This window comes from Devosia nitrariae (assembly GCF_030160115.1).
Taxonomy (GTDB): domain Bacteria; phylum Pseudomonadota; class Alphaproteobacteria; order Rhizobiales; family Devosiaceae; genus Devosia; species Devosia nitrariae.
On sequence record NZ_BSNS01000018.1, the window covers coordinates 19,140 to 43,879 of the forward strand.

Annotated in this window: 27 protein-coding genes and 1 pseudogene; 9 read left to right on the forward strand and 19 right to left on the reverse strand. The window is 60.0% G+C overall.

Annotated features, from left to right (window positions below; genetic code table 11):
• Nucleotides 1-88 precede the first annotated feature (88 nt).
• Both gorA and QQK18_RS16930 read left to right on the forward strand, forming a co-directional pair.
• Nucleotides 89-1,513 carry a glutathione-disulfide reductase gene (gene gorA / locus QQK18_RS16925; RefSeq protein ID WP_284341596.1) on the forward strand — a complete coding sequence of 475 codons (1,425 nt, stop codon included), beginning with the start codon at nt 89-91 and terminating at the stop codon, nt 1,511-1,513.
• Nucleotides 1,514-1,570: 57 nt separating this feature from the next.
• Entirely contained in the window at nt 1,571-1,846 is a 276-nt protein-coding gene (locus QQK18_RS16930) for a hypothetical protein (protein ID WP_284341544.1), read from the forward strand.
• A gap of 129 nt (nt 1,847-1,975) precedes the next feature.
• On the opposite strand, the gene QQK18_RS16935 is transcribed toward QQK18_RS16930, so the two are convergent.
• From QQK18_RS16935 to QQK18_RS16990, 12 genes and pseudogenes are all read right to left on the reverse strand, one after another.
• A complete protein-coding gene (locus tag QQK18_RS16935; protein WP_284341545.1) occupies nt 1,976-2,665 on the reverse strand; it encodes a peroxiredoxin-like family protein in 690 nt (229 codons plus the stop codon).
• A gap of 230 nt (nt 2,666-2,895) precedes the next feature.
• A complete protein-coding gene (locus tag QQK18_RS16940; protein WP_284341546.1) occupies nt 2,896-3,834 on the reverse strand; it encodes a LysR family transcriptional regulator in 939 nt (312 codons plus the stop codon).
• A gap of 186 nt (nt 3,835-4,020) precedes the next feature.
• Entirely contained in the window at nt 4,021-4,692 is a 672-nt protein-coding gene (locus QQK18_RS16945) for a peroxiredoxin-like family protein (RefSeq protein WP_348523238.1), read from the reverse strand.
• A gap of 163 nt (nt 4,693-4,855) precedes the next feature.
• Nucleotides 4,856-5,776: a LysR family transcriptional regulator gene (locus tag QQK18_RS16950; RefSeq protein WP_284341547.1), complete on the reverse strand. Its 921-nt coding sequence runs from the start codon at nt 5,774-5,776 to the stop codon at nt 4,856-4,858.
• Between the two features lie 155 nt (nt 5,777-5,931).
• Nucleotides 5,932-6,441 (reverse strand): OsmC family protein, encoded by a 510-nt coding sequence (locus tag QQK18_RS16955; RefSeq protein WP_284341548.1) that lies wholly within the window; start codon nt 6,439-6,441, stop codon nt 5,932-5,934.
• A 39-nt stretch (nt 6,442-6,480) separates the two neighbouring features.
• The gene (locus QQK18_RS16960) at nt 6,481-7,227 is read right to left on the reverse strand and encodes a ferredoxin reductase (RefSeq protein WP_284341549.1); all 747 of its coding nucleotides are present in this window, start codon (nt 7,225-7,227) and stop codon (nt 6,481-6,483) included.
• Nucleotides 7,220-7,825: a sulfite oxidase-like oxidoreductase gene (locus QQK18_RS16965; RefSeq protein ID WP_284341550.1), complete on the reverse strand. Its 606-nt coding sequence runs from the start codon at nt 7,823-7,825 to the stop codon at nt 7,220-7,222. The genes QQK18_RS16960 and QQK18_RS16965 overlap by 8 nt, the downstream gene beginning before the upstream one ends.
• Before the next feature lie 131 nt (nt 7,826-7,956).
• Nucleotides 7,957-8,523: a DUF1003 domain-containing protein gene (locus QQK18_RS16970; protein WP_284341551.1), complete on the reverse strand. Its 567-nt coding sequence runs from the start codon at nt 8,521-8,523 to the stop codon at nt 7,957-7,959.
• Between the two features lie 6 nt (nt 8,524-8,529).
• On the reverse strand, nt 8,530-9,129 hold the full coding sequence (gene wrbA, locus QQK18_RS16975; protein WP_284341552.1) for an NAD(P)H:quinone oxidoreductase: 600 nt from the start codon (nt 9,127-9,129) through the stop codon (nt 8,530-8,532).
• Nucleotides 9,130-9,326: 197 nt separating this feature from the next.
• Nucleotides 9,327-10,292 carry a DUF5996 family protein gene (locus QQK18_RS16980; protein WP_284341553.1) on the reverse strand — a complete coding sequence of 322 codons (966 nt, stop codon included), beginning with the start codon at nt 10,290-10,292 and terminating at the stop codon, nt 9,327-9,329.
• A 131-nt stretch (nt 10,293-10,423) separates the two neighbouring features.
• Nucleotides 10,424-11,305 (reverse strand): LysR family transcriptional regulator, encoded by an 882-nt coding sequence (locus tag QQK18_RS16985; protein WP_284341554.1) that lies wholly within the window; start codon nt 11,303-11,305, stop codon nt 10,424-10,426.
• A gap of 134 nt (nt 11,306-11,439) precedes the next feature.
• Nucleotides 11,440-11,761 (reverse strand): annotated as a pseudogene (locus tag QQK18_RS16990) (carboxymuconolactone decarboxylase family protein); the annotation flags it as partial.
• A gap of 162 nt (nt 11,762-11,923) precedes the next feature.
• Here QQK18_RS16990 and pdxR point away from each other — a divergent pair.
• On the forward strand, nt 11,924-13,330 hold the full coding sequence (gene pdxR, locus QQK18_RS16995; protein ID WP_284341555.1) for a MocR-like pyridoxine biosynthesis transcription factor PdxR: 1,407 nt from the start codon (nt 11,924-11,926) through the stop codon (nt 13,328-13,330).
• Nucleotides 13,331-13,412: 82 nt separating this feature from the next.
• Here the strand turns inward: pdxR and QQK18_RS17000 are convergent, their stop codons facing one another.
• Together QQK18_RS17000 and QQK18_RS17005 are read right to left on the reverse strand one after the other, a co-directional pair.
• Nucleotides 13,413-14,705, reverse strand: coding sequence for an MFS transporter (locus QQK18_RS17000; RefSeq protein WP_284341556.1), 1,293 nt, complete (start codon nt 14,703-14,705; stop codon nt 13,413-13,415).
• A gap of 346 nt (nt 14,706-15,051) precedes the next feature.
• Nucleotides 15,052-15,498: a YybH family protein gene (locus QQK18_RS17005; RefSeq protein ID WP_284341557.1), complete on the reverse strand. Its 447-nt coding sequence runs from the start codon at nt 15,496-15,498 to the stop codon at nt 15,052-15,054.
• Nucleotides 15,499-15,975: 477 nt separating this feature from the next.
• Here QQK18_RS17005 and QQK18_RS17010 point away from each other — a divergent pair, with 477 nt between their 5' ends.
• A complete protein-coding gene (locus tag QQK18_RS17010) occupies nt 15,976-16,317 on the forward strand; it encodes a hypothetical protein (RefSeq protein WP_284341558.1) in 342 nt (113 codons plus the stop codon).
• A gap of 367 nt (nt 16,318-16,684) precedes the next feature.
• Nucleotides 16,685-17,215 carry a DUF1993 family protein gene (locus tag QQK18_RS17015; protein ID WP_284341559.1) on the forward strand — a complete coding sequence of 177 codons (531 nt, stop codon included), beginning with the start codon at nt 16,685-16,687 and terminating at the stop codon, nt 17,213-17,215.
• Nucleotides 17,216-17,308: 93 nt separating this feature from the next.
• Here the strand turns inward: QQK18_RS17015 and msrA are convergent, their stop codons facing one another.
• The gene (gene msrA / locus QQK18_RS17020; RefSeq protein ID WP_284341560.1) at nt 17,309-17,818 is read right to left on the reverse strand and encodes a peptide-methionine (S)-S-oxide reductase MsrA; all 510 of its coding nucleotides are present in this window, start codon (nt 17,816-17,818) and stop codon (nt 17,309-17,311) included.
• Nucleotides 17,819-18,125: 307 nt separating this feature from the next.
• On the opposite strand from msrA, the gene QQK18_RS17025 reads away from it, so the two are divergent.
• Complete coding sequence (locus QQK18_RS17025; protein ID WP_284341561.1) at nt 18,126-18,515, forward strand: SPW repeat domain-containing protein; 390 nt, start codon at nt 18,126-18,128, stop codon at nt 18,513-18,515.
• Between the two features lie 41 nt (nt 18,516-18,556).
• On the opposite strand, the gene QQK18_RS17030 is transcribed toward QQK18_RS17025, so the two are convergent.
• On the reverse strand, nt 18,557-18,826 hold the full coding sequence (locus QQK18_RS17030; RefSeq protein WP_284341562.1) for a helix-turn-helix transcriptional regulator: 270 nt from the start codon (nt 18,824-18,826) through the stop codon (nt 18,557-18,559).
• Between the two features lie 392 nt (nt 18,827-19,218).
• Between QQK18_RS17030 and QQK18_RS17035 the strand changes: the two genes are divergently transcribed.
• From QQK18_RS17035 to QQK18_RS17045, 3 genes are all read left to right on the forward strand, one after another.
• Nucleotides 19,219-20,022 carry a hypothetical protein gene (locus QQK18_RS17035; protein WP_284341563.1) on the forward strand — a complete coding sequence of 268 codons (804 nt, stop codon included), beginning with the start codon at nt 19,219-19,221 and terminating at the stop codon, nt 20,020-20,022.
• Between the two features lie 92 nt (nt 20,023-20,114).
• The gene (locus tag QQK18_RS17040; RefSeq protein ID WP_284341598.1) at nt 20,115-20,729 is read left to right on the forward strand and encodes a metallophosphoesterase; all 615 of its coding nucleotides are present in this window, start codon (nt 20,115-20,117) and stop codon (nt 20,727-20,729) included.
• 161 nt (nt 20,730-20,890) lie between these two features.
• Nucleotides 20,891-21,214, forward strand: a complete 324-nt coding sequence (locus tag QQK18_RS17045; protein WP_284341564.1) for a hypothetical protein — start codon at nt 20,891-20,893, stop codon at nt 21,212-21,214.
• 399 nt (nt 21,215-21,613) lie between these two features.
• Here QQK18_RS17045 and QQK18_RS17050 read toward each other — a convergent pair whose 3' ends face one another.
• The 3 genes from QQK18_RS17050 to QQK18_RS17060 all read right to left on the reverse strand — a co-directional run bounded on the left by QQK18_RS17050 (nt 21,614) and on the right by QQK18_RS17060 (nt 24,738).
• Complete coding sequence (locus QQK18_RS17050) at nt 21,614-22,576, reverse strand: hypothetical protein (RefSeq protein WP_284341565.1); 963 nt, start codon at nt 22,574-22,576, stop codon at nt 21,614-21,616.
• Between the two features lie 81 nt (nt 22,577-22,657).
• Nucleotides 22,658-23,707 (reverse strand): ABC transporter ATP-binding protein, encoded by a 1,050-nt coding sequence (locus QQK18_RS17055; protein WP_284341566.1) that lies wholly within the window; start codon nt 23,705-23,707, stop codon nt 22,658-22,660.
• Nucleotides 23,704-24,738 carry an ABC transporter ATP-binding protein gene (locus QQK18_RS17060; RefSeq protein WP_284341567.1) on the reverse strand — a complete coding sequence of 345 codons (1,035 nt, stop codon included), beginning with the start codon at nt 24,736-24,738 and terminating at the stop codon, nt 23,704-23,706. The genes QQK18_RS17055 and QQK18_RS17060 overlap by 4 nt, the downstream gene beginning before the upstream one ends.
• Nucleotides 24,739-24,740 lie beyond the last annotated feature (2 nt).

A 24,740-nucleotide genomic window follows, 5' to 3' on the forward strand; every position in this document is an offset into this window, starting at 1 on the left:
CACACAGAACCGAACGGATACTGATTTGAGCGATACGGATTTTGTGCAGGCGCCGTCAAGCGTACTGACGTCGGTAACCTTGGCTTCCGTGCGTTCGCATGAACCAGAGTTCGATGTCGACTTGTTCGTGATCGGTGGCGGATCTGGAGGGGTCCGTGCGGCGCGCGTGGCATCAGAGCACGGCGCCAAGGTGATGCTTGCGGAGGAATACCGGCTCGGGGGGACGTGTGTCATTCGCGGCTGCGTGCCGAAGAAGCTGTTCGTCTACGCGAGCCGTTTCAGCGATAAGTTCGAAGACGCCGCGCAATTCGGCTGGCGCCTGTCGGTCCCACGTTTCGACTGGCCTTCCCTGGTTGCGGCGAAGGACCGCGAAATCGCGCGACTCGAAGAGGTGTACAGCGCTAGTCAAGCGACCGCGGGCGTCGAGGTCGTCAGGTCCAGGGCCATACTCGAGGACGCCCATACGGTGCACCTTCTCGATGACGGCCGACGGGTGCGTGCGCGCACGATCCTGATCGCGACTGGCGCACGGCCCGAATTGCCTGCCTTCCAGGGCATTGAACTTGGCATCACTTCGAACGAGATCTTCGACTTGAAGACCTTCCCGAGAAAGCTCGTCATCGGCGGCGCCGGATACGTTGCTATGGAGTTCGCTGGTCTGTTCGCCGCGCTGGGGAGCGACGTCACGATCGTCTGCCGTGGAAGCAATGTGCTCGGCGGCTTTGACGAGGACGTGCGCCAGGCTGTCGCCGCATCCTACACGAACCGCGGGATCAAGCTGATGCTCAGCGACAGCATCGCCCGTCTTGAGCAGCGGGAGGCAGCGCGAATCGACGTTACAACCGAACAAGGTGGGAGGCTGGTGGCTGATCAGGTGCTGCTCGCCTTCGGCCGCGCTCCGAACACGACCGCCCTGGGACTCGAGCGCGCCGGCGTCAGGACTGGGAGGGACGGCGCCATCATCGTCGACGCGAACTCGCGCACGAATATTGCGAACATCTATGCAGTGGGCGACGTCACCAACCAGTTCAATCTGACGCCCGTCGCGATCCGGGAGGGCCATGCCTTCGCCGACAGCGTCTTTGGCAAAAAAGCCTGGCAGGTCGACTACTCCAATGTCCCGACCGCAGTCTTCTCCAGTCCGGAAATCGGCACGGTTGGTCTGACCGAGCTGGAAGCCAGGGCACAATATCTTGCTGTCGATATCTACAAGGTCCGTTTCCGCCCGTTGACGGCGGCGGTGACGGGTGATTGCGAAACCTCGCTATTGAAGATCGTCGTCGACGGCGAGTCGAACCGTATCCTGGGGATTCACATCTTTACCGAGGAAGCCAGCGAAATGATCCAGGTGCTGGCCATCGCCGTTGGTAGCAGAGCCACCATGCAACACTTCATGTCTGTCATGGCCGTACACCCGACGATCGGCGAGGAACTCGTGGGAATGCTGACGCCGACCGTACGTTACGATCGGCGTGAATCTTCGGCACCTCTCGTCGCAGGCGCAGCCCATTGACGCACGCGCTCCGCGGACAGAAAACGCTCCTGCTATGTGTAAAGGGCGCGATGTTCGATGGACGATGATGACTTCGAGGCGGCGCTATCAGCACTCCCCGAGGGTTACAGCGAAAGGATCTATCAGGGACGGCGATACGGCGTGAGCTTTCGTCGATCCGACGACGGACGGCGAAGCAACCTGTTTGCTCGAGACCTGGCCGGAACCGACATTGTCAGTTTCAACCTCTACCGGTTGGGATCGGGCGGCGCATCTCTCAAGCCATGCGAGATGTCCGTGGAGAAAGTGAGAGAGTTCGTCTTGGGATTCCGATCAAGCGGGTCTGATGATTGACCCGTCTTTCTCCTCCGGTCCGTCGGACCATCGAGGCGCGACGGCGGAGAACCTGGCACCACCCTGTCCCTCTCGAGGGGGGTGCATGGCAGCACTCAACGCAACAGCGACGATGTCCCGCGGCCGACATCACTCGTCGGATGCGGGAAACTTCCCAGTCCGAGATCCGGTAAGTTGGCCTACTCTGGTGAGGATGTCCGATGGCTCTTGGCGGATCGTGAAATCGGGCTCGACAAAGGCGCCTCTGACCACGCCGTCCTGATCGATTATGTAAGTCGCCGGGATTGGCAGCATCCATTCCGACGATCCATGACGGTGCCCGAAGTCATGGTCAAGCCCTGCATAATGCGCCCTGGTTTCGTCGGGGACCCGAAACACGATACCGTAGGTTGTGGCGACGCCATGGTCGACGTCGGCGAGCATCATGAGGTCGATACCCAGCTCCTGTTTCAGCTGCCTTGGCAGATCACGGGTATCGGGAGAGAGCACAACAACCTTCGCCTTCAGGCGATCAAGGTCTGCCTTGATCGCCTGAAGCGCGCGAAGCTCGGCCTTACAGAACGGGCACCACCCACCACGGTAGAAGCTGATTACAAGCGGACCGCCTTCTCGAAGGTCTTTGGACGAATGAAGCCGTCCATTCTCGTCCGGCAGGAGAAAGTCCGGTGCGGTATCGCCAACCTGCAATGCGTGCGAGACGACGTCAGTCCTCCGGAGCCAATCGACAAGATGGACGTACGAGTCCCGGTCGGCATCACTGAACTCGCCCAGAAGTTCCTGACGCACCTGATCGAGAGTTTTTGCTAAGTGATCAGACATTAAATTCGACGCTCATCTGAAAGTCCTGTTGCCTCCTGCGCGACGCTACGTCGAAGGCGGTTCACTGGGAAATATCCACGCGTTATTGTTTCTATTCCAATGGTTTATGACCGAACAGGTCGGCGATCTCAGCCAGACGACAGTCCGGTCCTCCCCCTCATGCGAAGGCCGAGCGGCCCGCGCGGAACCCATCTAATTGTAAGACGGCAATAATCTGGCAATAGAAGCTGTCACGCAGATACGCCGGCCGCGTCGAGGTGGTTGTGATGCGGCGGTCTCGGGGGTGATCCCATGTGAAGAGACCAATCACGCAGCCGCGCGACTTTAACGAAGGCATCGAGCGCGGGTGAATAGCGGCGTCCCTGCACAGCAAGAAGGTGGACCTCCCGCCATACAGGATCCCCTTCGATCGGAAGCGCCTTTAGGGAGGGTAGCCGTGGCATGTGTTCGGGAGCAAGGACTATTCCGAAACCGGCGGCCGCCAGGTGCTGCAGGTGCAGATCTCTGCCGCTCCGATGATTTTGGTCCGGGGGCTCGTCTGGAAACAGGAGATGCTGAAACTTCAGAACTGCTTCGCAGTTCGAGCGGTCTAGGATAGTGGCTTCGCGAAGTGCTTCCACACCGATCGCCGGAAGGTCTGCAAGCTGATGCGACGCTGCGAGGACGGCAACGTAGCGTTCTGCAAACAGAGACCAATCGTCGATACGTTCTGGCTTGTCGTCAATATCGCCGACGAGGGCGACGTTTATTTCGCCCTCTAGCAGAAGCTCGACAAGGTCGTCTGGCGTCTCTTCTCGGAGCTCCACATGGAGACCAGGGACGAATTTGCGGGTTTCGGCGATTGGCTCAAGAACGAGCGAAGCGGAGATGGATGGTGCGAGGCCGATAGCCAGAGAAGCCACTTCCTTTTGCTGAAATTGACGCGCCCGGCGTCGAACAGCCTCTGTCGATGCAAGTGCGCGTTCAAGCATGGGCAACACTGCTTTGCCCAAGTCAGTCAGGTGGGTAAGTTGACGCTCGCGATAAATAAGCTGGCCCCCGAGCTCTTGTTCCAGCTTTTGCACGCCCTTGGTCAGGGCCGGTTGCGTAACGTTGCACATCTCCGCAGCGCGCGTGAAATTGAGCGTGCTTGCAACCGCCAGAAAGTACCGAACCTGATGAAGTTCCATCGGATGTTCACCGCCAACTTTACGTGTCACTACCGACCACGTGCGATCACCATGCAGCTCACACGGCAGGAAGGGCACGATCGTGAAGTTAGGTTGGCACCGGTTCTGGCGCGATGAAACCCGCGTCCGGCATCCTTGGACGGTCGGACACGTTTTCTGGAATCCAGGATTGGCTACGCTTGAGGATTAGTGCACCACGCGTGCGCGAATTTGGTTCAGGACGGGAAAGAGTTCCGTTGGGTCCCCGCGTCGCGTATAGTCGACACTAATATCGGCATACTCGACGATGCCATCCGGCCCTATCACGTACCGGGCTGGCATCGTCAATGTCCAGCTCGGCTCACCATTCACGGCGGCAAGGTCGAGGCCGGTTTCCAGTTCGGCGGCCCGCAACTCTTGGGATACCTTCCATCGCAGCCCGAATGCGCTGGCGACTCTCCCGCCCCTGTCGACCAGGCAAGGGAACGAGAGGTTGTGGATACGTTCCGTAGCGCCGCTCTCGTCCGCGGTTTGGGGAGAAACCGCGACAATCGAAACACCTGTTGAGCGCAAATTCCTCGCGACGGCCTCAAGCGCGCGCAAGTCCAGTCTGCAATATGGACACCACCGCCCTCTATAGAAAACGACGAGAACTGGGCCACGTTCTAGGAGGTCGTTCGATGAAATCGCCTTCCCATCGGAATCGCGCAGACGGAAGCGCGGAGCGTAGTCCCCAGCACGAACAGCCCTTTCGGCAATCCCCGACGACACGAGGTCTTCAATAGCCCCCTGGCGGACACGGCTGATATGCTGAGGGGTGCTTTCATGGCACCTTTCCCTAACAGCATCGAGTTCATCCTGGAGTGGCATCGTGGTCATTCTTGCCCCAGTCGGCACCAGCGACTTTATATTGGGTTGGCATATTGGGTTGGCGGCAGTGTGGCGGTAGTGCCAAAATGCAAGTTTGACAAATTCCGCCCGACATGGGCGGTGTTTGCCTCGCGCGCACCGTCGATTTTTGCCTCGTGCGACTCCTGCGACCTTAGCTCAGTATCGCGAGGTCGTCGTCCAGAGATTTTCTCAAACGCGAAGCCGCGAAATCGATGAACAAGCGCAGTTTCAAGGGCAAGAGCGCCTGCCGGGCGTGAACGATATGGACCGGTGTCGGCGCGGGTTCGAAATCCCGCAGGATAATCGACAGCTTTCCCTCCGAGACAGGCTTGACGACTTGATAGGAGAGGACGTTTGTAACGCCGACACCCGCGATCGCGGCGTCTATCGCCGCTTCGGCGGTATTGATCTTCAATCGACAAATAGGCCGGACACCTCGACTCGGCTTGCCGTCCCGAGGGTCGAATACCCATGTCATGCCCGACGCGAGCGCCGTGTAGGTGATACACATATGCTTGGCCAAATCGTCCAGCGTCTTGGGTGTTCCGTGGGCCGAAAAATAGGCGGGACTCCCGCACACGACACGGCGAATTTCGCCGACCTTGGTCGCAATTAGCGCACTATCAGATAACGTCCCTGTGCGAATGGCGAGATCAACGTGCTCATCGACGATGTCGAGCGTATGATCCGAGAGCGTTAAATAGATACCTATTTCGGGAAATTTGGCCAGGAACGCGATGATTATCGGGACGACATAAAGCCGGCCGAAAACGACCGGTGCAGTAATCGTCAGAACGCCACGCGGGATACTGTACTCGCCGGCAGCTTGGGATTCGGCCTCTCCAACCTGATCGAGAATGCTCCTGCATGCGGCGAGATAATTGACGCCGGCCTCTGTCAGCGCCAACTTTCGCGTCGACCGGACGAGAAGCTGGGTTTTGAGATGAGCCTCGAGATCAGCGACCTTGCGGCTGATCGTGGGAAGAGGAATGTTCAACTGCCGTCCGGCCGCGGAGAAGCTCCCAGCCTCAACCGCGGCGACAAAATATTGCATAGCTTCCAAACGATCCATCTTCTCTCACTTTCCGAGAGGTCAGCCGCTTGTTAACCTGATACTGGGGCGAGTGGTAGAGTCACCTCTTCATGTGGTTCGGATTCGAGAACCCTGAGGCAGTGAAGGAATCGGCCGGGAAACCACGGCAAAGGCAACCGACGGTCCGGTGTGGCTCAGTCGGCATCGATGTACGGGATGGGGAGCTCAGCCAAGTCGTCCTCATAACTCGCTTGAGCACCCGCCGTCTGGCTGGAGAGGGTAAGGTCCGAGAGAGTGTGAATATCGGCGCTGATGCCGAGAATGCTGCCAACCGGGCAGAGGTTTGCCGCCTCCAGCAGGAAGGCGCGCTGTTGCGCGTCAAGTTCTCCCTCCAGCACAAGCGTGCGCTCGAATGAGTCCCGTTGGCCCTCGGCGCCATGATGGAAGCTGACACCAACTTCGACCCGCTCGAGAGGGAGTTTTTGGCGCTTGGCCTGAAACCGAACGGTCATGGCAGTGCATGCAGCAAGCGATGCGCTGAGAAGGTCGTAAGGATTGGGACCGGGAGAGACCTGACCGACGGCATCCGGGCCGCCAATAGGAAATTCGGACGCTCCGACGTGCCCTACCAAGGCTCCGTGCTTGTTGGGGTCGCTCGCGACCACAACCTCGCGGAGCTTAGCTGCGTTGTCCTCTGGTGTCATATTGCATCCCTCCTGTGTGTTGAACGCGAACGGGCGCCATCAACCGCCATATCGTTCGGTCTTGATAGTCGAGGCGTCGAGTCCCGCCATGAGCGCGCCATCGGCCGCGATATTGACGAAGGGGTTTGATCCGCACACAAAAACGTGCTCCGGGGTACGCGGAAGCCGGCCAATGACCTCGGTGACCATAGCGCTGTCGATGCGCCGCCCAAAATCAGTGGTGCGCTTTGGGCTCTCACGAGTTATCGCGAGAGCCAACTCGAAGTTGGGGTCGGCTGTCTCCAACAAGAGGAGTTCGTCGCCGAACAACACGTCACGCTCTGTCCGCGATGACAGAAGCAGTGCAGTCGGCACAGTCTGAGTCAGATCGCGGCGGTGTCTGAGCATAGCCATCAGCGGTACGACGCCGGAGCCGGCTCCAATTAACAGAATTGGTGCGGTTGGACGTTCTGGCCACAGGAAATGGCCGCCAATCGGGCCGCGGAGTTCGATCTCGTCGCCCAAGGCTGCGACATCGTGGAAGAATGGCGAGACTTCGCCATCCGGGAGGCGTTCGATCGCGAGCTCGATCACATTTGAGGCACTCGGTGCTGATGCGATCGAATAGCTCCGCATTGCTACATAACCGTCCGGAGCAGTCAGTCGCACATCGGCGTGTTGACCGGCCATGTATGTGAATGGCTTGCTGAGCCGTAAGAAGTAACTTTTGATGCTGGGCGTCTGCTCAACGATCTGGGCAATCGTGCATGTCTGCCACACCGCCGATCGTGTGCTCCTCTCAGTCATTGGTGTAACGCTGCTCACGCCACGGATCGCCATATATGTGATAACCGCGCAGTTCCCAGAAGCCGGGCTCGTCGCGCTCGGTAAATTGAAGTCCATTTATCCACTTTGCGGACTTCCAGAAATAAAGGTGCGGGACGAGAAGACGGGCTGGCCCACCATGGTCGCGCGGAAGCGGTTGCCCCTCGTACTTCAGAGCGACCATGGCCTTTCCGGAGGTAAGATCCGCGAGCGGAACATTCGATGAATAGCCATCGAAGCAGTGCGCGAGCACGAAATCACTGGGACGTTCGACGCCGGCATCGGCAAGGATGTCGTCGACGGTCACGCCCTCCCAGTTGGTGTCGAGTTTCGACCACGTTGTGACGCAATGAATGTCTCTCGTCACTTTGGTCTGGGGCAGCGCGTTAAATTCGCTCCAAGTCCAAACCTTGACGGGCCTCGGCCCGATCTTGAGGGTGAACTTCCACTCGGCTGTATCGATGCGCGGCGTTGGTCCGGCTGTGAGGACTGGCCAGTGATCGACAACGTGCTGGCCTGGCGGGATCCGATCGGCCTCGTTACCTCCCGAATTACGTCCGAAAAAACCTCTCGTAACCATGGCGCACTCCTATGCGACGTGTTTGAGTTCGGGGGATGCTACTGGTTCAGTGACCGTAGCTGACGCCGGGCGAGACCTGCTGCGAAGCAAGGGGCGCCCGCGGCTGCGGGTGCAACAGTTGAGATGTCGGCCTACGCGGGTCCATCCGATCGGCCCGCGGTTTCGGTCATTTCCGAGCCATTCGATCCCCTCGACTGTACGAGCAAATCGGTTAGCGAGCTAACCGCCTCGGATAGCCGCAACACCTCTTGGACCCGAAGCTCGTCAATCTTCTCGTGAAGCAGCTCGATTTCCAGCTCCGCCTTCAGGTTGATCCTATAGTCATTCTGCGCCGCCCTGCGGTCGATGTCTTGTTGTCTGTTCTGGCTCATCACGATGATCGGCGCGGCATAGGCCGCTTGAAATGAGAGCACTAGATTCAATAAAATGAATGGATAGGGGTCCCAGCTTTTCGCCACGGCGATGAGGTTGATCGAAACCCATGCGACAAGGACAATGGTCTGGAAAATGATAAATTTCCAGGATCCCATGACGCTTGCGACCCAGTCCGCCACGCGTTGACCGACCGACAGCGCCTCCATTGGATCGGGCATGTCGGTCGGATGAAGACGCAATGAGCGGCGAAGCCGCCGCAACTCGGCGAGCAGCTCACGCTCGGTCGGCTCCATGTCGTCAATTTCAAGGTTCGCGACTTCCATGGGACTCTAGCCGTGGAGCTTGGCTGCAACCTCGGCGATCCTCCGACCCTGATAGCGCGCGCCGGCAAGTTCGCTTTCGCTGACCTCACGCTTGCCGTCCGGACCGGCAACGGTCGTGGCGCCATAAGGAGCGCCGCCCGTGATCTCGTCGACTTTGCTTTGCCCTGCAAAACCGTAGTCGAGCCCTACAACCGTCATCCCCATGTGGAACAGGTTGGTGATGATCGCCAACAGCGTCAGTTCCTGGCCACCGTGCTGCGTCGCGGACGAAGAGAAAGCGCCGCCCACTTTCCCATGCAGGGCACCTCTCACCCATAAGCCGCCGGCTTGATCGAGAAAGCTTGCCATCTGGGACGAGATGCGCCCAAAGCGAGTGCCCGTACCCACGACGATCGCGTCGTAGTTCGGCAGATCCTCGATCTTGGCCACAGGTGCGATCTGATCGAGTTTGTATCCGGAAGCTTTGGCTACTTCCTCAGGCACGAGTTCAGGGACGCGCTTGACGTCGACACTTGCGCCTGCAACGGTCGCACCAGCGGCAATCTCATGTGCCAATGTCTCGACATGCCCATAAGAGGAGTAATAAAGGACGAGTACCTTGGCCACGATTGAGTCCCTATCGTTCGAATATTGTTCCAATCGGCCGAGTTTGTGCGCAGGTTGGCGGTAGCACGAAGTAAGCCGCTGATTTATTTATGAAAATCAGCGCCGTACCGACCCCGGCCGGTAGGTTTGGAACGTAAATCCGGTGAACGTTTGGGTAAAGCTATCGTATCGATAACCGGTAGGAATGCCGCCGGGAGTCAGTCTGAAAGCTTGCCCGGGAGGACATTCGTGTATGCGCGCGGGCGTCGCGGCACGCCGGTCTCGCATTCCAGCCGCGCACGGTCCCACTCAGCCAAGCGCGCCGCCGCATCGTAGGTCGTCTGGAGAAACTGCATTAAAGTTGCGTCTGGGTCATCGGCCCTGCGTACCGCGTCATAGGGCAGGATGAACTCACCCAGCACGGTGTCGAAATAGGCAGAATCTGGCGCAATCGACGCATCGGAAAAGCCGTCCGGTGCCGGATAGGCGTATGAATAGAACGCGGGAAACTCGACGCCACCGCCACCCGGCCAGAATCCGGCGGAGGAGACCTCGTGCGAGTAAGCCTCGCATGTAACGTCGTCTGGAAGTGCCGGGATGCCGCCAGGATGCCGTGGCGCCAAGCGGCCGGAAAAGCGGGTTACCGCAAGATCGAAACTGCCCCAGAACAAATGCACCGGACTGACCTTGCCCAAAAAGCCGGTGCGAAACTGCTTAAATACGCGATCGATCTGCACACAGGCATGAAAGAAGCACGTCACGGCGTTCGGGTCGTAGGGCCGCGCCTTGTGATCGTCCCGAAACGGAAGAGCATCGGCGATCTCGTTTGGCCGGCCATGAAATTCGGGCGTACCACCGATTTCCGCAAGCAGATCCAAAAAGCTGGAATAGAAGTCGGCGACCGACATATCGGCCAGGATGAAGCTGCCGAAGCGGCCGTCGCTTGCCTGACCGGTAACCTTATGGTCGAGCAGACCAAACTCAATCTCGATGCCGCCCGGTCCATCAGGAACAATCGAGGTCGTTAGTCCTCGGGCGTTGACATAGAAGGTGGCGTGCCAGGAATGGTTGATCCAGGGAGCCCGTGCCAGTCTATATTTGCCAACCACCTGGGCGTAGAGATGGAGCGCAGCACAAGTCTCGCGCCAAGGTTCGAAAGGAATATCCGGCCAGGACATCGTCATCGCATTCTCCTCATCCGCCGGATGGAATCCTGACTCTCGACCACCGCGAATAGCGAACGAGCATCTTCGTCACGGTGGACATCTAGGTAAAGCTATCGCATCGACAACCGGGTAGGAATCCCGATCGAATTCTAGCGTCGAAACTCCTCGACGAGGAAATCCGTGAACGCGCGTGCCGCGGGCTTGATGGCCTTCCCGCTCACGAACAATGCGTTGACTTCCATCGAGCCGAAGTCCCAGTCGGATAGAACGCGAACCAGGGCGCCGCTTTCCAACTCAGCCCTCGCGCTGTTGAAGGCCGTGGCGACAATACCCATCCCAGTCTTGGCGGCGGCAATCGCGCCCTCGTTGATCGTCACAGTCAACTGGCTTTTCACACGAACGGACGCAACGCGCCCGTCCTTACTGAACGAGAATGTCGGTAAGAGATGGGCCGGACCGAGGATCACAGCGTGCTGCGCAAGGTCTGACGGCATAACGGGCACACCGTGCTCCGCGAGATAAGATGGAGCGGCTGCAAGAACCCGTGGATCTTCCATTAGTTTCCTCGCCGTGGCGCTCGAGTCCGGCATACTTCCGAAGCGGAAAGCGACGTCGATGCCTTCGATTACAAGATCCTGATAGCGATCGTTCGATAGCAATTCGACGCGGAGCTCCGGATGCAGGGACAAAAACTTCGGGAGCCGGGGAATGACTTCCCGAAGCACAAAGCTCGACGAAGTGCCGACGCGCAGCACTCCTCGCAGTTCACCGGTTCCGCGCGCCTCGTGGTCCGCCTCGTCCAACGCCGCTAGAATCGCTTCCACCCGCGTCAGGTAGGTTACGCCGGCGTCTGTCAGGGTTACCGCGCGGGTTGTCCGGCTGAACAGAGTCGCGCCGACTTCGGCCTCCAATGCCGCAACCAGACGTGAGGCGGAGGGCTGGGAGAGGCCGAGCTCACGACCCGCGCTTGAGAAGTTGCCAACTCGTGCGGCGCGGGCGAACAATTTCAGCGCTGTGAGTCGATCGTTCATTACTTCTCTATTTTACGCGGGATTCTCCGCCAGGTTTCCGGCGAGAAAAGTGCCACCTCCCGCCATTAAAGAGAATACCTGCAACGTGAGACTGTGTCTCTCATTCTGTGAGAGGATGTGCGACACCGCCAGCGTTAGCTCTTGAGGGCCGCTAGCGGTGCATTGCGAAAACTGATCGCTATCCGGTTGTAGGCGTTCATCAAACTGATCGCGATCGTCAAGTCGACGAGCTCCCTCTCATCGAAGGCCGCTCGTACGGCTTCATAAGCTTCATTCGGCACACCGGTATCTGCCACGCGTGTCACCGTTTCTGCCCATTCAAGAGCCGCGCGCTCACGTTCGTCAAAGAGGTGACCTGCTTCCGCCCACGCCTGCACCAGCGCGATCTTCGCCCTTCTTCAGCAGGTCGCGCGTGTGCATGTCGAGACAAAAGGCGAAGTTGTTTATCTGCGAGACGCTTGCTCATGTGATTGGCTCCGTAGCCCGAATATTCGAGCGACGTGGTAAGGAGACTTCGGCGCTATCAGCGACGGATGCCGCGAGCAGCCGCCTAGAAGTGACTCACATCTGGTTCCAAAAAAAGCACCAAGAACGGATAAAAATCGTGTACTACGGGGCATGACCCAACCGCTGAAACTGGAGCTCGACCGATCTGCGAAGGTGCCGCTGGCCGAGCAGATTCGAAAGGGCATCAGCGCCGCGATCGAAACCGGCGTGCTCGTTCCGGGCGCGCGTCTGCCCTCATGGCTGGACATGGCATCCCAGCTTGGCGTCTCCCGTGGCACGGTAAAATCAGCCTACGAGAAATTGTCGGCGGCTCAGCTAATCGTCGCATCGCGCGCCGCCGGAACCCGTGTCGCGGATCGCCCGGCCAACATCGCTCCGATGGAACAGTCGCTCCATCCTGGTTCCTTCCTGGAAAGTTATCTGGAGAGGACGGCGGGGCCGGCCCTCTTCCAGATGGGCGTACCCGCACACGAAACATTCCCCGCGAAGCTTATCGCAAGAATCCGCTCGCACGCGCTACGTGCGGAAGCGGCCGCGCCCCCGATCTATCCGGACCCTCGCGGCGAGCTGGAACTACGACGTGAGATCGCAGCCTATCTCGCCGTTGCACGGGGTATCGAATGTTCGCCATCTCAGCTCATAATCACCGCCGGGTACAGCAGTGGGCTCGGGCTGGTGTTGCGGGTACTCGGTCTCGAAGGACGCAAGGTCTGGATGGAAGATCCAGGTTTTCCGTTCACCCGCCAGGGGCTGGAGCTCGCGCGAATGTCGCTTGTCCCGATCCCGGTCGACGCTGCGGGCATCGACGTCGATCATGGCATACGCAATGCTCCCGATGCTGCCTTGGTCGTGGTCACACCAGGTCAGCAGGCACCGCTCGGTTTCACGCTGTCATTGACGCGACGATTACGACTTCTGGATTGGGCGGCAAGGAACGAAAGCTGGATAATCGAAGACGATTACCTGAGCGAACTACAGCTCAATGGTCGCGCCGCTCCGGCACTCGCCTCCCTGGATCGGAGCGCACGTGTCATTCACATCGGATCATTTAGCAAAACCATCAGTCCAACTCTGCGACTTGGTTTCCTCGTCGCACCTCCCGCGCTAGCGACCCGCGTTGCGGAAGTAGCCGCGTGCCTCGCGCCACCGCCTGGTCCCTCGGTTCAACTCGCGATCGCCGAGTTCATGCGCGAAGGCCATTACTTGCGGCATTTGCGGCGCACAAAGCGCGTTTACGCAAGCAAACGTGATGCTCTGCTACGCAACCTCCGATCGGAAGGCGATAGGGTTTCGGTCGCGGGCCTGACGGCGCTGCTGCGTCTACCGACCAAAGCACCAGACATTGTTATAGCGCGAGAAACGCTCGCCTTCGGCATGGGACCGAGCCCATTGTCCGCCTGGTATGCCTCACCAGAGATTGCACCGTCCGGCTTGCTGCTGGGCATCGCGACCACGCCTGAGCGACAGCTCGAACATTCCTGCGAACGGTTGATCGGGATCATCAAACGCTTCACGTGATGATCCGAAAACTTCCGGAGAATCCTATCTTCCGTCCGCGGGCGTGCCTTCGGTTCTCGATCATGGGCCTGCTCGAGGCTCCTCATTCCCTTCGCGCGAGGGTGACGAACCGTTTCGCCAACGCGGCGAGCGCGGACGAGGCAAGTACGATGAAGCCCGCTGTAACAAACACTGTCTGCAAGGATGTCGACGTAACAAGGATGGCGCCGAGACCGGATCCTAGGGCCACGGCTACCTGAAGGTTTGTAACATTCACTGCCGACGCGGCTTCCGGGGTTTCCGGAGCGGCGTCGAGAATCCAGACGAGCGTCCCTGGGTTCACGATTCCCCAGAACAGGCCCCACAGTACGATCAACAGGCCAGCCAGCCACGGTAAGGTACCCGCAATCGCCAGGCCGATCAGCAAAGCGGCCACCACGGCCCCGGCTCCGGCGAAGCTGCCGATGACCCCGCGCTTGAATAGCGATCCGGCGATGAGTGAGCCGACGATGCCACCGAAGCCATAGATCAGGTACAGCAGCGTGATGACGCCACTGGACAGCTGGGTGTGGTCGATCAGGAACGGCGTGATGTACGTCCAGGCGGCAAACTGCCCGATAAAGACCAACGCGCCAGCCGCCATCCCAAACCGCACAGCGCGTCGCGTCACGACTCCCACAAGATCTCGCAGATGTGTGCGCCCGTCCGGTGGAATTCCCGGCAGCAGGACCGCCTGACCTATCACCACAAACAGTGTCACGAGTGCCGCAATACCGAACGTGAAACGCCAACCGACAAGATCGCCGAGAAACTGTCCCGCCGGCAGACCGACCACCATTCCACCGGAGATACCTGCCGCGATGATGGTGATGGCGCGCGTGCCGCCCGCCGGGCCGACCAGCTTTGGTCCGACCGGTGAGACAACGGTCCAAAATGCTCCGAGCGTGGCACCGAAGAGCATTCGGGCGATCAGCGCCACGACGAAGTTCGGCGTCACCGCGACGACCGCGTTCGACAACAATACCGCTAGACCCAGGGCAAGGATGACCGTGCGCCGGTTGAATCGGCCGGAGCCAACGAAGAACAGCGGCGCGGCCACCGCGGCGCTGAAACCCGGCACGAGCACCATCAACCCAGCGAGGCCAAGAGAGACATGCAGTCCGTCGGCGATCTGCGGCAACAGCCCCACCGGCAGCGTCTCCGTCATTACGATGACGAATGCGCCGAACGCGATGGCACCGACGGACGCCCAGCCCCGCCCACCCCCGGGCTCCGGGACAACGGCGGCAGCACTGGCTGCCGGTGGGGTCGCAAGAGCTGCGGTGCACGTCGATGTCGAAATAAGCCGCACCTGCATTCGGCCGTTAGTCGGCATACTCTGTTCATTCTCGAACATCTGTTCTCTCGTTCATCACGTGACTAAACTTTGCTCCATACCTTTCCGACGCAGTGCCGATGTCGCGAGTTCAGCGACTTCATACAGCTCCGCATGGAGTAGGCTGGAACTTTCGGTCCGCACGAAGCCCCGAGGCGATTGGAAAGCCGGGTCAACACAGCAGGACGCTGATGGCATCGGCCGTGTGGGCAGCTAACGACGTCGAAATACCGGCGTTGGTGAAGTGGTTTTCATTATGATCAGAGTTGTCGCTGGGATCGGAACGGTCATGGCGACTGTTTCACTAACCATTCGACACAAGTTCACGAACGGCTCGATCGCAGAGAGCCGCCATGGCGTACACACGTCAGGTAGGCCGTCGTACCGCCGTCCCTAGATTATTGTCGATCAGGACTCGCCAGAGTCCATCCGCGCCGCGCCGCAGCACATCGCTCGCCATGCCTGAGAGGTGGACGTGCTTGCCGTCGGGACCTGTGCCCGAAATTGACCAATCCAGCACCATCTGGGCGACGTTGTCGGCAACGAACATATGGCGCGCCTTGGCCTCCATTGGCAGGCCGAGGCTGAGGGTGCGCTCGAGCGCAGAGGCAATCTGGGCGCGATCAGTGACGGTTGTCCCATCTGCCGCGACGAACACGGCTTCCGGCGCGAACAAGCTCATCATGGCGTCGATCTTGCCGGAGTTAAATCGCGCAATCATCGTCGGGACTATGCCTTCGGGTTCAGTAGGGAGTGAATAAGTCTCGGACATCAGGAATCCCCGTTTGTGCCGGTTTAACTGCATTGCAGCCATGATGCGCAAGTTGCGCCGGTTGTTGATGGCAGCGTCGAGCGGACTGTTCCAATAGCGGACAGATATAGTTTTCATGCCACCGCGGAATGGTGACGCGCCGGTGCTCTATTGATTCGCAAGACAGGGGGGAAATGGCTCAGCCCTTGCAAGCATTGCGCTGCAGCGGGCTGCAATAGCGATCGTCTACGGACTCTATGGCGACCGTCGTCAGTTTCGCGAGGTCACTGACAATCAGCCTGATACCGAACACTTTGCCTCGGTGGTGGATGCCCGCCAGCGTTGCAGGCGCCGCGGGTGTGGTCGTTCGCCCAATTACCAGTCGCTATGGAAACGATACCTGCCCCCAAATTGAATACGGGGATCCTTCCTGCAAAGATGCCTAAACTCGGCTGACAATCCTCTCGAGCCACCTGTGCTTGGCATCCTGGGATCAGCGGACGAGCGCTTGACAAGTACCCCATTCGAATGGAGGACGAGATGTCCACTACAGAAGCACCCGCTATCAACGACGGTGACCGTATCGACCCGGCCGACATCGCGGCCGCACTGACGCGAGCCCCCTTTACCTACGCCGACGGCGCGACGCAGGTGTTCACTCCTGACGGGCGTACCGTGTACACCGAGAACGGGACTCAGTCGTCTGGAGAATGGAAAGTGGACGATGACGGGAGGTTCCAGTCATTCTGGCCGCCGTCGGAATACACTACCTACGATGTTTCCTGGATCGCCAGCCCTGATGGCGGGGCCCTCGGGATCAGATTCGCTGACCCAAATCGAGGAACAAAATTCGACGGTCGATACACGCCGGGACTCTCCTGAGCTCCCGGTTTCCCGTCAGCTACTCAAGGCGCTCCCGCTTTCGCTATGACTGCCATTGTATCTAGGGCGACGTGAAGGTGCGGGCGCAGGTATGCGCTCGACCACTAGCGTGCCATCGAGCTTTCATCGGTTGACCAGGGGCCCTTCAGATACGTTGTCGCGTTCGGCGACCGCTATTCTAGGGGTTTCTACTCGCCCAAGGCAGCACGTACTGGCCTTGCGCCATTCATAATGCCTGTTGAACGCCAAAGGTAGATGACAACGGGAGGATGTCCGGCATCATTGCCGTGTTATCGTAACGATGCACCTCAGGCATGGCATTTGGACGTATTACTGCCCAGTCCACTGTCCGTCGCGGGAGGTTGTCTTGTCTTTTTCGGTCTACGAAATAACGGTGCCGGCCATGCTGCATGGCCTAAGAGTGCTCGACGACTACCTCGACCACGCGCAAACGCTCGAACGCACCAGGGGCCTCACACCTGGAGAGGTGCTTCAGGCGAGGCTCGCATCTGACATGCTGTCCTTCGGCGAACAGTCCAGCATTACTTGCAACAAGGTCGAGGCGCACATGTCCAAGCTCATGCAGCGCGACCTACCAGCTCCGGTCCGACCTGCAATGATGTACCCGGCACTTAAGGGCCGCCTTCTGGAAACTCGCGGTTTCCTTCAGGCGATCGAGCCGAGCATGCTCAACGGCGCGCACACGCACACCTATAATATAACGCCGACGATCGCGCATGGTTGGTATGGCGGCAACGACTACATTCGGCACCTCGTAATGCCGGATTTTTTCTTTCACATCTCGATCGCGCACGCGATCCTTCGACACCTAGGCGCGCCAGTTGGAAAGCGTGACTATCTCGGAAATCTCAGCCAGCAGAGTGGCGGCTATTCGTGATGACGGCAGTGCGGCGCGCGGCGGCAAACACGGTGGCGGAGATCAAGATGAAGTAGGGCGCCGGCTGATCCCGCACTTGGTCATTCCGGACCGTCAGCCACCGCGGCGTGGCAACCGCCAGTCGGGCCGCGGAAAATGGCAGCTGTAGCCGCCAGGGTGCTTCTGAAGGTAATCCTGGTGCTCCGGCTCAGCCTCCCAGAACGGCTCCTCAGGATTGATTTCGGTGACCACCGGACCCGGCCAGCGGCCCGACGCCTCGATCTCAGCAATCGTCGCGAGCGCGACTTCCTTCTGATTCTCGTCGGTGTAGTAGACGGCGGACCGGTAGCTGGGGCCGAAGTCGCTGCCCTGCTGTTCATATGTGGTCGGGTCATGGATCTGAAAGAACAGTTCGAGGAGCTTACGATAGCTTAGCAACTTTGGGTCGTAGACCACTTCGATTGCTTCGGCATGGCCGAAGTGAGCGCCGTAGGTGGGGTTTAACGTATCGCCTCCGGTATACCCGACGCGGGTCGACACCACACCCCGTGCCCGGCGCAGTAAATCCTGCAAGCCCCAGAAGCATCCACCAGCAAGGATCGCTCTCTCAGTCTTGACCGTCATCCCGCATCCTCTTGGCGCAGCGAGCACCAGGTTCAAACTATCGAGCTTGCATGGCACGGGGCAATGAATCGAAGGCATCCAAATAATAACTTCCGGAAATGACGCGGCGTGGAATGGAAACGATAATGAACGGTCATTTCTAACGCGCTCGGGACGGCGGTAGCCTTTTCTTACACCTCACCGGCAGGACTTGGCGAACGCGAGAGGAAGAGTGCTTCTGCTTCGGGTCCGATCTGCCTGCACAAGGAGTGCCTGCCCGGTGTGGCAACACAACCTTGATCTCAATCGAGCCCCCAGGAGCTGAGCTATGTCATTTCGTTTCATCACCAAGGCGATCCATGCCTATCTCATCGACTATCCCGTCGCCGTCTTTCTGATTGTAGCCCCGTTCCTACTCAATCTCGGTCAGAGCGGCCCCGTGGCCATGTGGCTTTCCGTCGTGACCGGAGTGGCGGCGCTGCTGCTCCCGATCCTCACAAATCACCCGACCGGGCTGATCCGGGTGATCCCTTATCCAGTGCACCTCTGGGTCGACCGTGCCGTTGGGATCGTCTTCCTTATCGCCCCGTTCGCATTCGGCTTTTCAGGGCTCGACGCCTGGTATTATTGGGTGCTTGCCGTTGCCGTGATCCTCGTTACATCGGTGTTCAACGCACCGGCGGTTCAAGACCGCCTCGACATGCACGTCGCCGGGTGACACGACCTTGCGGAGTGCCGAATGGACGGCACTCCGCATGGTCATCGCTCGCCGGAGAAGGAGTTCCTATCGCCGCGCACGACCATCTTGGCAGGACCAGAAACACCTCGACGTCCCTCCGACGAAGTAAACTCGATGCCCGCTGCTTCCAAGGCTTTCACCAAAGCAAGCATCGTCTCCGATGCCAGAACACTGGATTCGCTCTCGATCGTCGTGATTGACCTTCTCGACGTACCGGCGCGCTTCGCCAGTTCGGCTTGCGTCCAATTCAACAGCGCCCTAGCGGCGCGGATTTGCGAAGGATCCACCATCAGCTGCCGGCACCTTTCCACGCAGGGGAAAGGATAGACAAGCTCGATTGGAAGGATTGAAGAACCAATTCCTGCCGCTGCGCGACGTCATTCGACGCTCGCACGGAATTGGTGGCGCCGAGGACCAGCGAATGAAAGGGGGCGGGTCCATTGTCAGGCGGCCGACATCCGGCATTCCCAATCGCTCCAGGACCCGTCCTGGAGTCGACCCATCCACACTTGTAAGGCGATGGCGCTCGAGAATGACGAAGACGTCACGGAACTCCGGCCGCGTTACCAGAGGGCATAGAACGCCCCGTCGGTTCTGCTGATCCTTCCGGACTAACCGCACCCTCCTCATTCTATTGTGCTCGCGCTCAGGCGCGTGTGCAACGCCGACGAAAGGCGTGATCATGACCAGCAAGGCCGGCCAGCGGATCGATTCCGCACTCTCTGACGACGATCGTGAGGCGCTCCGCAGGCGCGCGGTGCGTGTCGACGAGATCACCGCGGCCGCCCTGCCGACGACGTCGGAGCTGCAAACCGGGCTGCTGTTCTGCAGGGACAGCCTGCAGTCTGACGTGATGGCGTACCTCGACAGCTGGAAGGCAGGTCGCGACGGCGAAATCGATGCAGACCTTGTCGTTGCAACCGAAACCGCGAGAGCCAATGCTGAACCTGAGGTGCTTCATAAGGTGCGGGAGCGTGCCGCTCGTTCCTTTGACGCCCACGGTAATTATGAGGATGCCCTACTTGCCGACCGTGCCGACGTGTGGCTCGCTTATCTCGGCGATGCCGATGCCCAACGTCACGTAGTCAAGCAGGCTCTTCGGGTACCATCGGGCATCCAAAAGAGCTTGGTGGCAGACGCATATCGCTTGGCATTTGCGGTTGGATTGCCGTTGCGCCGGAATGGCGCGGCATATGATTTCGGCGACGCTGACGAGCTTATGAGCGTCGGGATGCAACGTCTCGTGCGCCTCGCGCCGAGTACGCCGCCCGCATCCTCGAAATCCTGCGGGTTATTCACGGCATCGTGCAGCTCGAAACGGGACTTTCTGTCGACTTCGACGAGGTGCTCGACGAACTGGACCGGATCAGCGCGCAATTTGCTGATGACCGCGGGATCGAAAGGGATCGTCTCCGCAACAGCATTAGACGCAGCATCCAAAACATCTCGAACGCCGACGCACTCAAACGCATCGACGGCTACGTGATGCTCGAGGAACGATCAGCGCGGGCGGATGTGCAGCAAGCTCTGAAATACTGCGGGATCGCAAGAGCGGAGACGAGTCGTGAGAGCGTGGTCATGTCCGATCTCCACGTCGACGCGGCCGACTACGAAGTGCCCCCGACCCCGCCCGACATCGACTGCATCATCATCGCGGGTGACATCGCCGACGGGCACCACCTGTCCGCGAGGTGGCTGCGGCACCATGTCGTGCCCATCGGCCTGCCGGTCATCTATGTCGCGGGAAACCACGATTTCTATGGATGGGACCTCGTCGACGACTACACAGGTCTCTATCGCCAGGCCGGCATCGAACTCTTGTATCCCGGCCGCCCCAGCATCGAGATTGCGGGGGTCAGGATTATAGGCTGCACGCTTTGGACAGATTACGCGATCGCAGGGGACGTCGATGCCGCTCGTGCGTGGGCTAGGTTGTCGATGCCTGATCTGCAATCCATTGATCTCGGGCTGCGCAGGATCGGCACGCGAGACCTCCTGGATTTGCACCGCAGGCACTTGAGGCTACTAGCAGACTTGCTGACGGAGCGTGAGGCCCAGCCGCCTACTATTGTCGTCACGCATCACGCACCACACCCGACATCGCTTCGGTCGCATGTGATGATAGATCCCTCGGATGGGTCGTTCGCGAGTGATCTTAGTCACCTCATCAAGATGACGGAACCTGCGGTGTGAATATATGGCCACGTGCATCACTCGAGAGGCTACGACGTCGAGGCGACAAGGATCGTCTGCAATCCCAGGGGGTACGCTGTGGTCAAGCGGATTGATAGTGATCGCTCACCGTTCGAGCGGCTCGAGAACTGGTCCTTCGAGCCCGAGAAGGTAGTCGAGCTATGAAAACGGGCTGGGAGCTTGTGAGCCAGTACTCGCGGTCCATCGGTGAGATTGAGGTCGCGGCCGTGCGCGTCGGAGGGGACGTCCGCGTCGTCAGCCCAAGCGAGCTGAAGGGCTGGCTCGAGAAGATGAACTTTCGGACAGAGGAAGATTTGCCTTGGGGCGGCGACCTCACAAAAGAGCAACACGAGGCCTACGATCGGCAGTCCTTTGCGATCTGGACCCGCGACGAGATTTGGTACCCGGTCCATGAGGACGGCCTGGTTCGGCTAGAAGGCATCGACCGGACGCCAGAGGGATGGGTCGTCAGGAGAAAGCGATGATGGATGTCAAAAACGGCCTCCTTCGCGGCACTGTATTCGCGATCGAGGCCGCCGGCATGCGGCAAGAGGACTTCGCAAGGATCATCGGCGAGGCCCCGACCCTAACGATTGACCTCTTCGATGAAATGAGAACCACACCTGTGGAGCGTTCATCGAGATATACGACAAGGCAGCCGCCGAAGCGGGCTGGCCCACCCTTGCCGACATCTTGCTCACCCACATCGACGAGCTCAGGCACGGAGACCGGAAGTCTTGAAAATCGAACGCATCGGCAACGAGGAAGCCACCGCCTTGAATCCCTTTGCGCTATGTCAAATCGCCACACGACAGGCAGAAGACCCGCTGACCCGCGACGAAGCCTCCGCCGGTCAGCACAGGGAGTTGGCGGCTTTGCCGTATTCAGGCCTGGGTCAAGGATTTTTCGAACCAGATTGGTTGGTAGGCGAGAGGCGCCACCAGCTTATCGGCCCGACCGTGCCAGAGGTCGGTGGCGTTGTGGAGATAGCGCATGCTGAGCTCCAGTCCCTGCCCGTACATGGATTGGTTGATGCCGTCGGCCGTCGCCCCTTCAATGGTCGACTGCGACACGCTCTTGCCCTGATGCAGGGCCCGCGCGACCTCGATCACGGGGTCGCTGTCGAGGTAGAACTTTGTCTCGATGGCATAGCGCTCCATCAGCGCCGGATCGGGATTGTTGAACGCCTTCACCCAGATCGAGGTATCGAGGTAGAGCGGCTGCACGTATTCCATCAGGTGGTCGAACCACGCGAGGAAAGCCTGGTCGGTGTGCGGCTGCGGTGGTTTGAAGGTATGTGCCGCGAGGAGAGCGCGCTGGAACATGGTACCGATGAAGCTCTCGAACGCTTTGCCGGCGTCACCGAGGTCGGCGAGGAAAAGCCGCGTGAAGGGCGTCTCCTCACCTGACAGGTAGACTTTGCGGAAGACGTGGACATCGCAATAGGCCGAGCAGGTCATCACCTCGAGCGCGTTGACCTCGTGCTCGCGACCCCGCGCCTTCGGTGACTCCATGAGCACGTCATGCGTAAGGTTCCACTCCGATCCGGCATGCATGGAGAGATAGGGTTTGGCGACGGTATCGCATGCCTGGTGGGTGATGCCGCCGACGGCCCAGGCGAGTTTCTTGTCGATCTCTGGGTGCGCCTCGGCATCGTCCCAGCGCTTGATCGATTCTGCGAGTAGAGGATGCATCCACTTGCCGCCGCCGCGCGTGCAGGCGCCCAGGCGCACCACCTGCGGCTGATGTTCGCAGGCCTCGGTAAACGCGGATTCGACGCGCGCGTCCGCCTTCATCAGTCTCAGACTGTCGTCACAAATCGCCCAATGAGTCAGCATGTCCGACATGGTGGCGCCCTTTCAGGAAATGGGATTGTCGTTGTCTCTTTGTCGGGCGGCCCACCAGCGGGCTGCCTCGGTGATCGCCCCTCATGCCGGAATCCCCGCGAGCTCGAGCTCTTCGGCATGATGGCAGGCCACCTGCCGGCCGCCGGCCATCGGTCGGAGCGGCGGTACGTCCTTGCGACAGGCTTCCGTGGCGAACGCGCATCGCGGATGGAACTGGCACCCCGGCGGCGGCTTCGACGGATCGGGTATCTCCCCCGTCAACTCGGCTCGGGGGCGACCACGGAGGTTTGGTGAAGACACCGGAATGGCGGCAATCAGCGAAGCGGTATACGGGTGCAGCGGCCGAGCGAAGATCTCGGCGCTTGGCGCAAACTCGACGATCCGTCCGACATACATCACCGCCACATGGTCCGAGACATGCTTGACCACCGACAGGTCGTGGCTGATGAAGAGATAGGTCAGATTGAAGTCGTCCTGCAGGTCCTGCAGAAGGTTGAGGGTTTGGGCGCGCACCGACACGTCCAGCGCGGACACCGCCTCGTCGGCGACGACCAGGTGCGGCTCGACCACCAGGGCGCGGGCGATAACGATGCGCTGGCGTTCACCGCCCGAGAAGGCGTGCGGGTAGCGCGGCATGAATTCCGGGCGGAGTCCCACCTTACCCATGATCATCGCCACGCGATCGCGTACTTCGGATCTTGCCACACCGCGGGCAAAGAGTGGTTGTCCAATCGCCTCCAGCACGGTCTGCCGCGCGTTGAGCGAGGTGAACGGATCCTGAAAGATCATCCGAATGTCATTCCGCAGGTCCGTCATCGTCTTGGGTGACGCGCGGGCCAGGTCGATCCAGTCGCCCGCGCCGCGCCGGCGGTAGCGAATTTCGCCCGAGGTGGGTTCGTAGACCCTGAGGATGGCTCGGCCCAGTGTGGACTTGCCGCAGCCGGACTCCCCCACCAGGCCAACCGTCTCGCCATCCGCGACCGTCAGGTCGACGCCGTCGACCGCCTTCACCACTCCGGTCTTTTGCCTGAAGAAGCCGCCGCTCTGGCCAAAGTGCATCTTGAGGTTGCGCACCTCCAGGCAGGACTCGGCGGTCTTGGCGGTTGCGGGAGGCTGCATCACGTCGGTCATGCCAGGACCTCGTCGTTCTGCGCCCAGGCGGCGGCATGGACCGGATCGTGCTGGAAGCATCGGGAGGTGCTGCCGTCGAGCCGGTAGAGGTCGGGCTCCTGCCTGTCGCAAAGGCCGAAGCGACGCTCCGGGCAGCGCGTGACGAAGGGGCAGCCGGTCGGGCGCGCAAACGGATTGGGTACCATGCCGCGGATCTGCGTCAGGCGCTCGCCGCGCTGCAGGTCGAGACGGGGCACCGAACCGAGCAGCGCGCGCGTATACGGGTGCTTTGGCGCATTGAACAGATCGAACACGTTGGCCTGTTCCATGGTCCGACCGAGATACATAACGGTGACGTCGTCGGCGACTTCGGCGACCACGCCCAGATCGTGCGTGATCAGCATGATCGAGATGCCTGACTCGCGCTGGATCTCGCGCATCAGGTTGAGCACGTTGGCCTGCGTGGTGACGTCGAGCGCGGTGGTTGGCTCGTCGGCGATCACGAGGTCGGGCCGGCAGGCCAGCGCCATGGCGATCATCGCGCGTTGCCGCATGCCGCCCGAAAGCTGGAACGGGTATGATGAGAAACGTGCCGCTGCGTCTGGGATGCGCACCCGGGTCAGAAGCTCGATGGTGCGCGCCTTGGCCTCGGCCTTCGACACGTCTTCGTGGACGAGCATCATCTCGCTGATCTGGCTGCCGATGGTGTGAACCGGCGACATCGAGGTCATCGGCTCCTGGAAGATCATCGAGATATACTTGCCCCGGATCGCCCGCATCTGCTTGCTGTTGGGGTCGAGCCTGGCGATGTCGACCGTGCGGCCATCCCTGAAGTGATAGATCATCTCGCCCGACACGATCCGGCCAGGTCTCTTGAGGATCTGGAGGATCGACGAAGCGGTCATCGACTTGCCCGAGCCACTTTCGCCGACGACGCACATGGTGTGGTTGCGGCGGAGCGTGAGGTCGAGCCCGTCGACGGCCTTGACCACGCCCGACCGGGTCTCGAAGTAGGTCGAGAGGTTCCTGATCTCGAGGAGAATGTCGGACATGG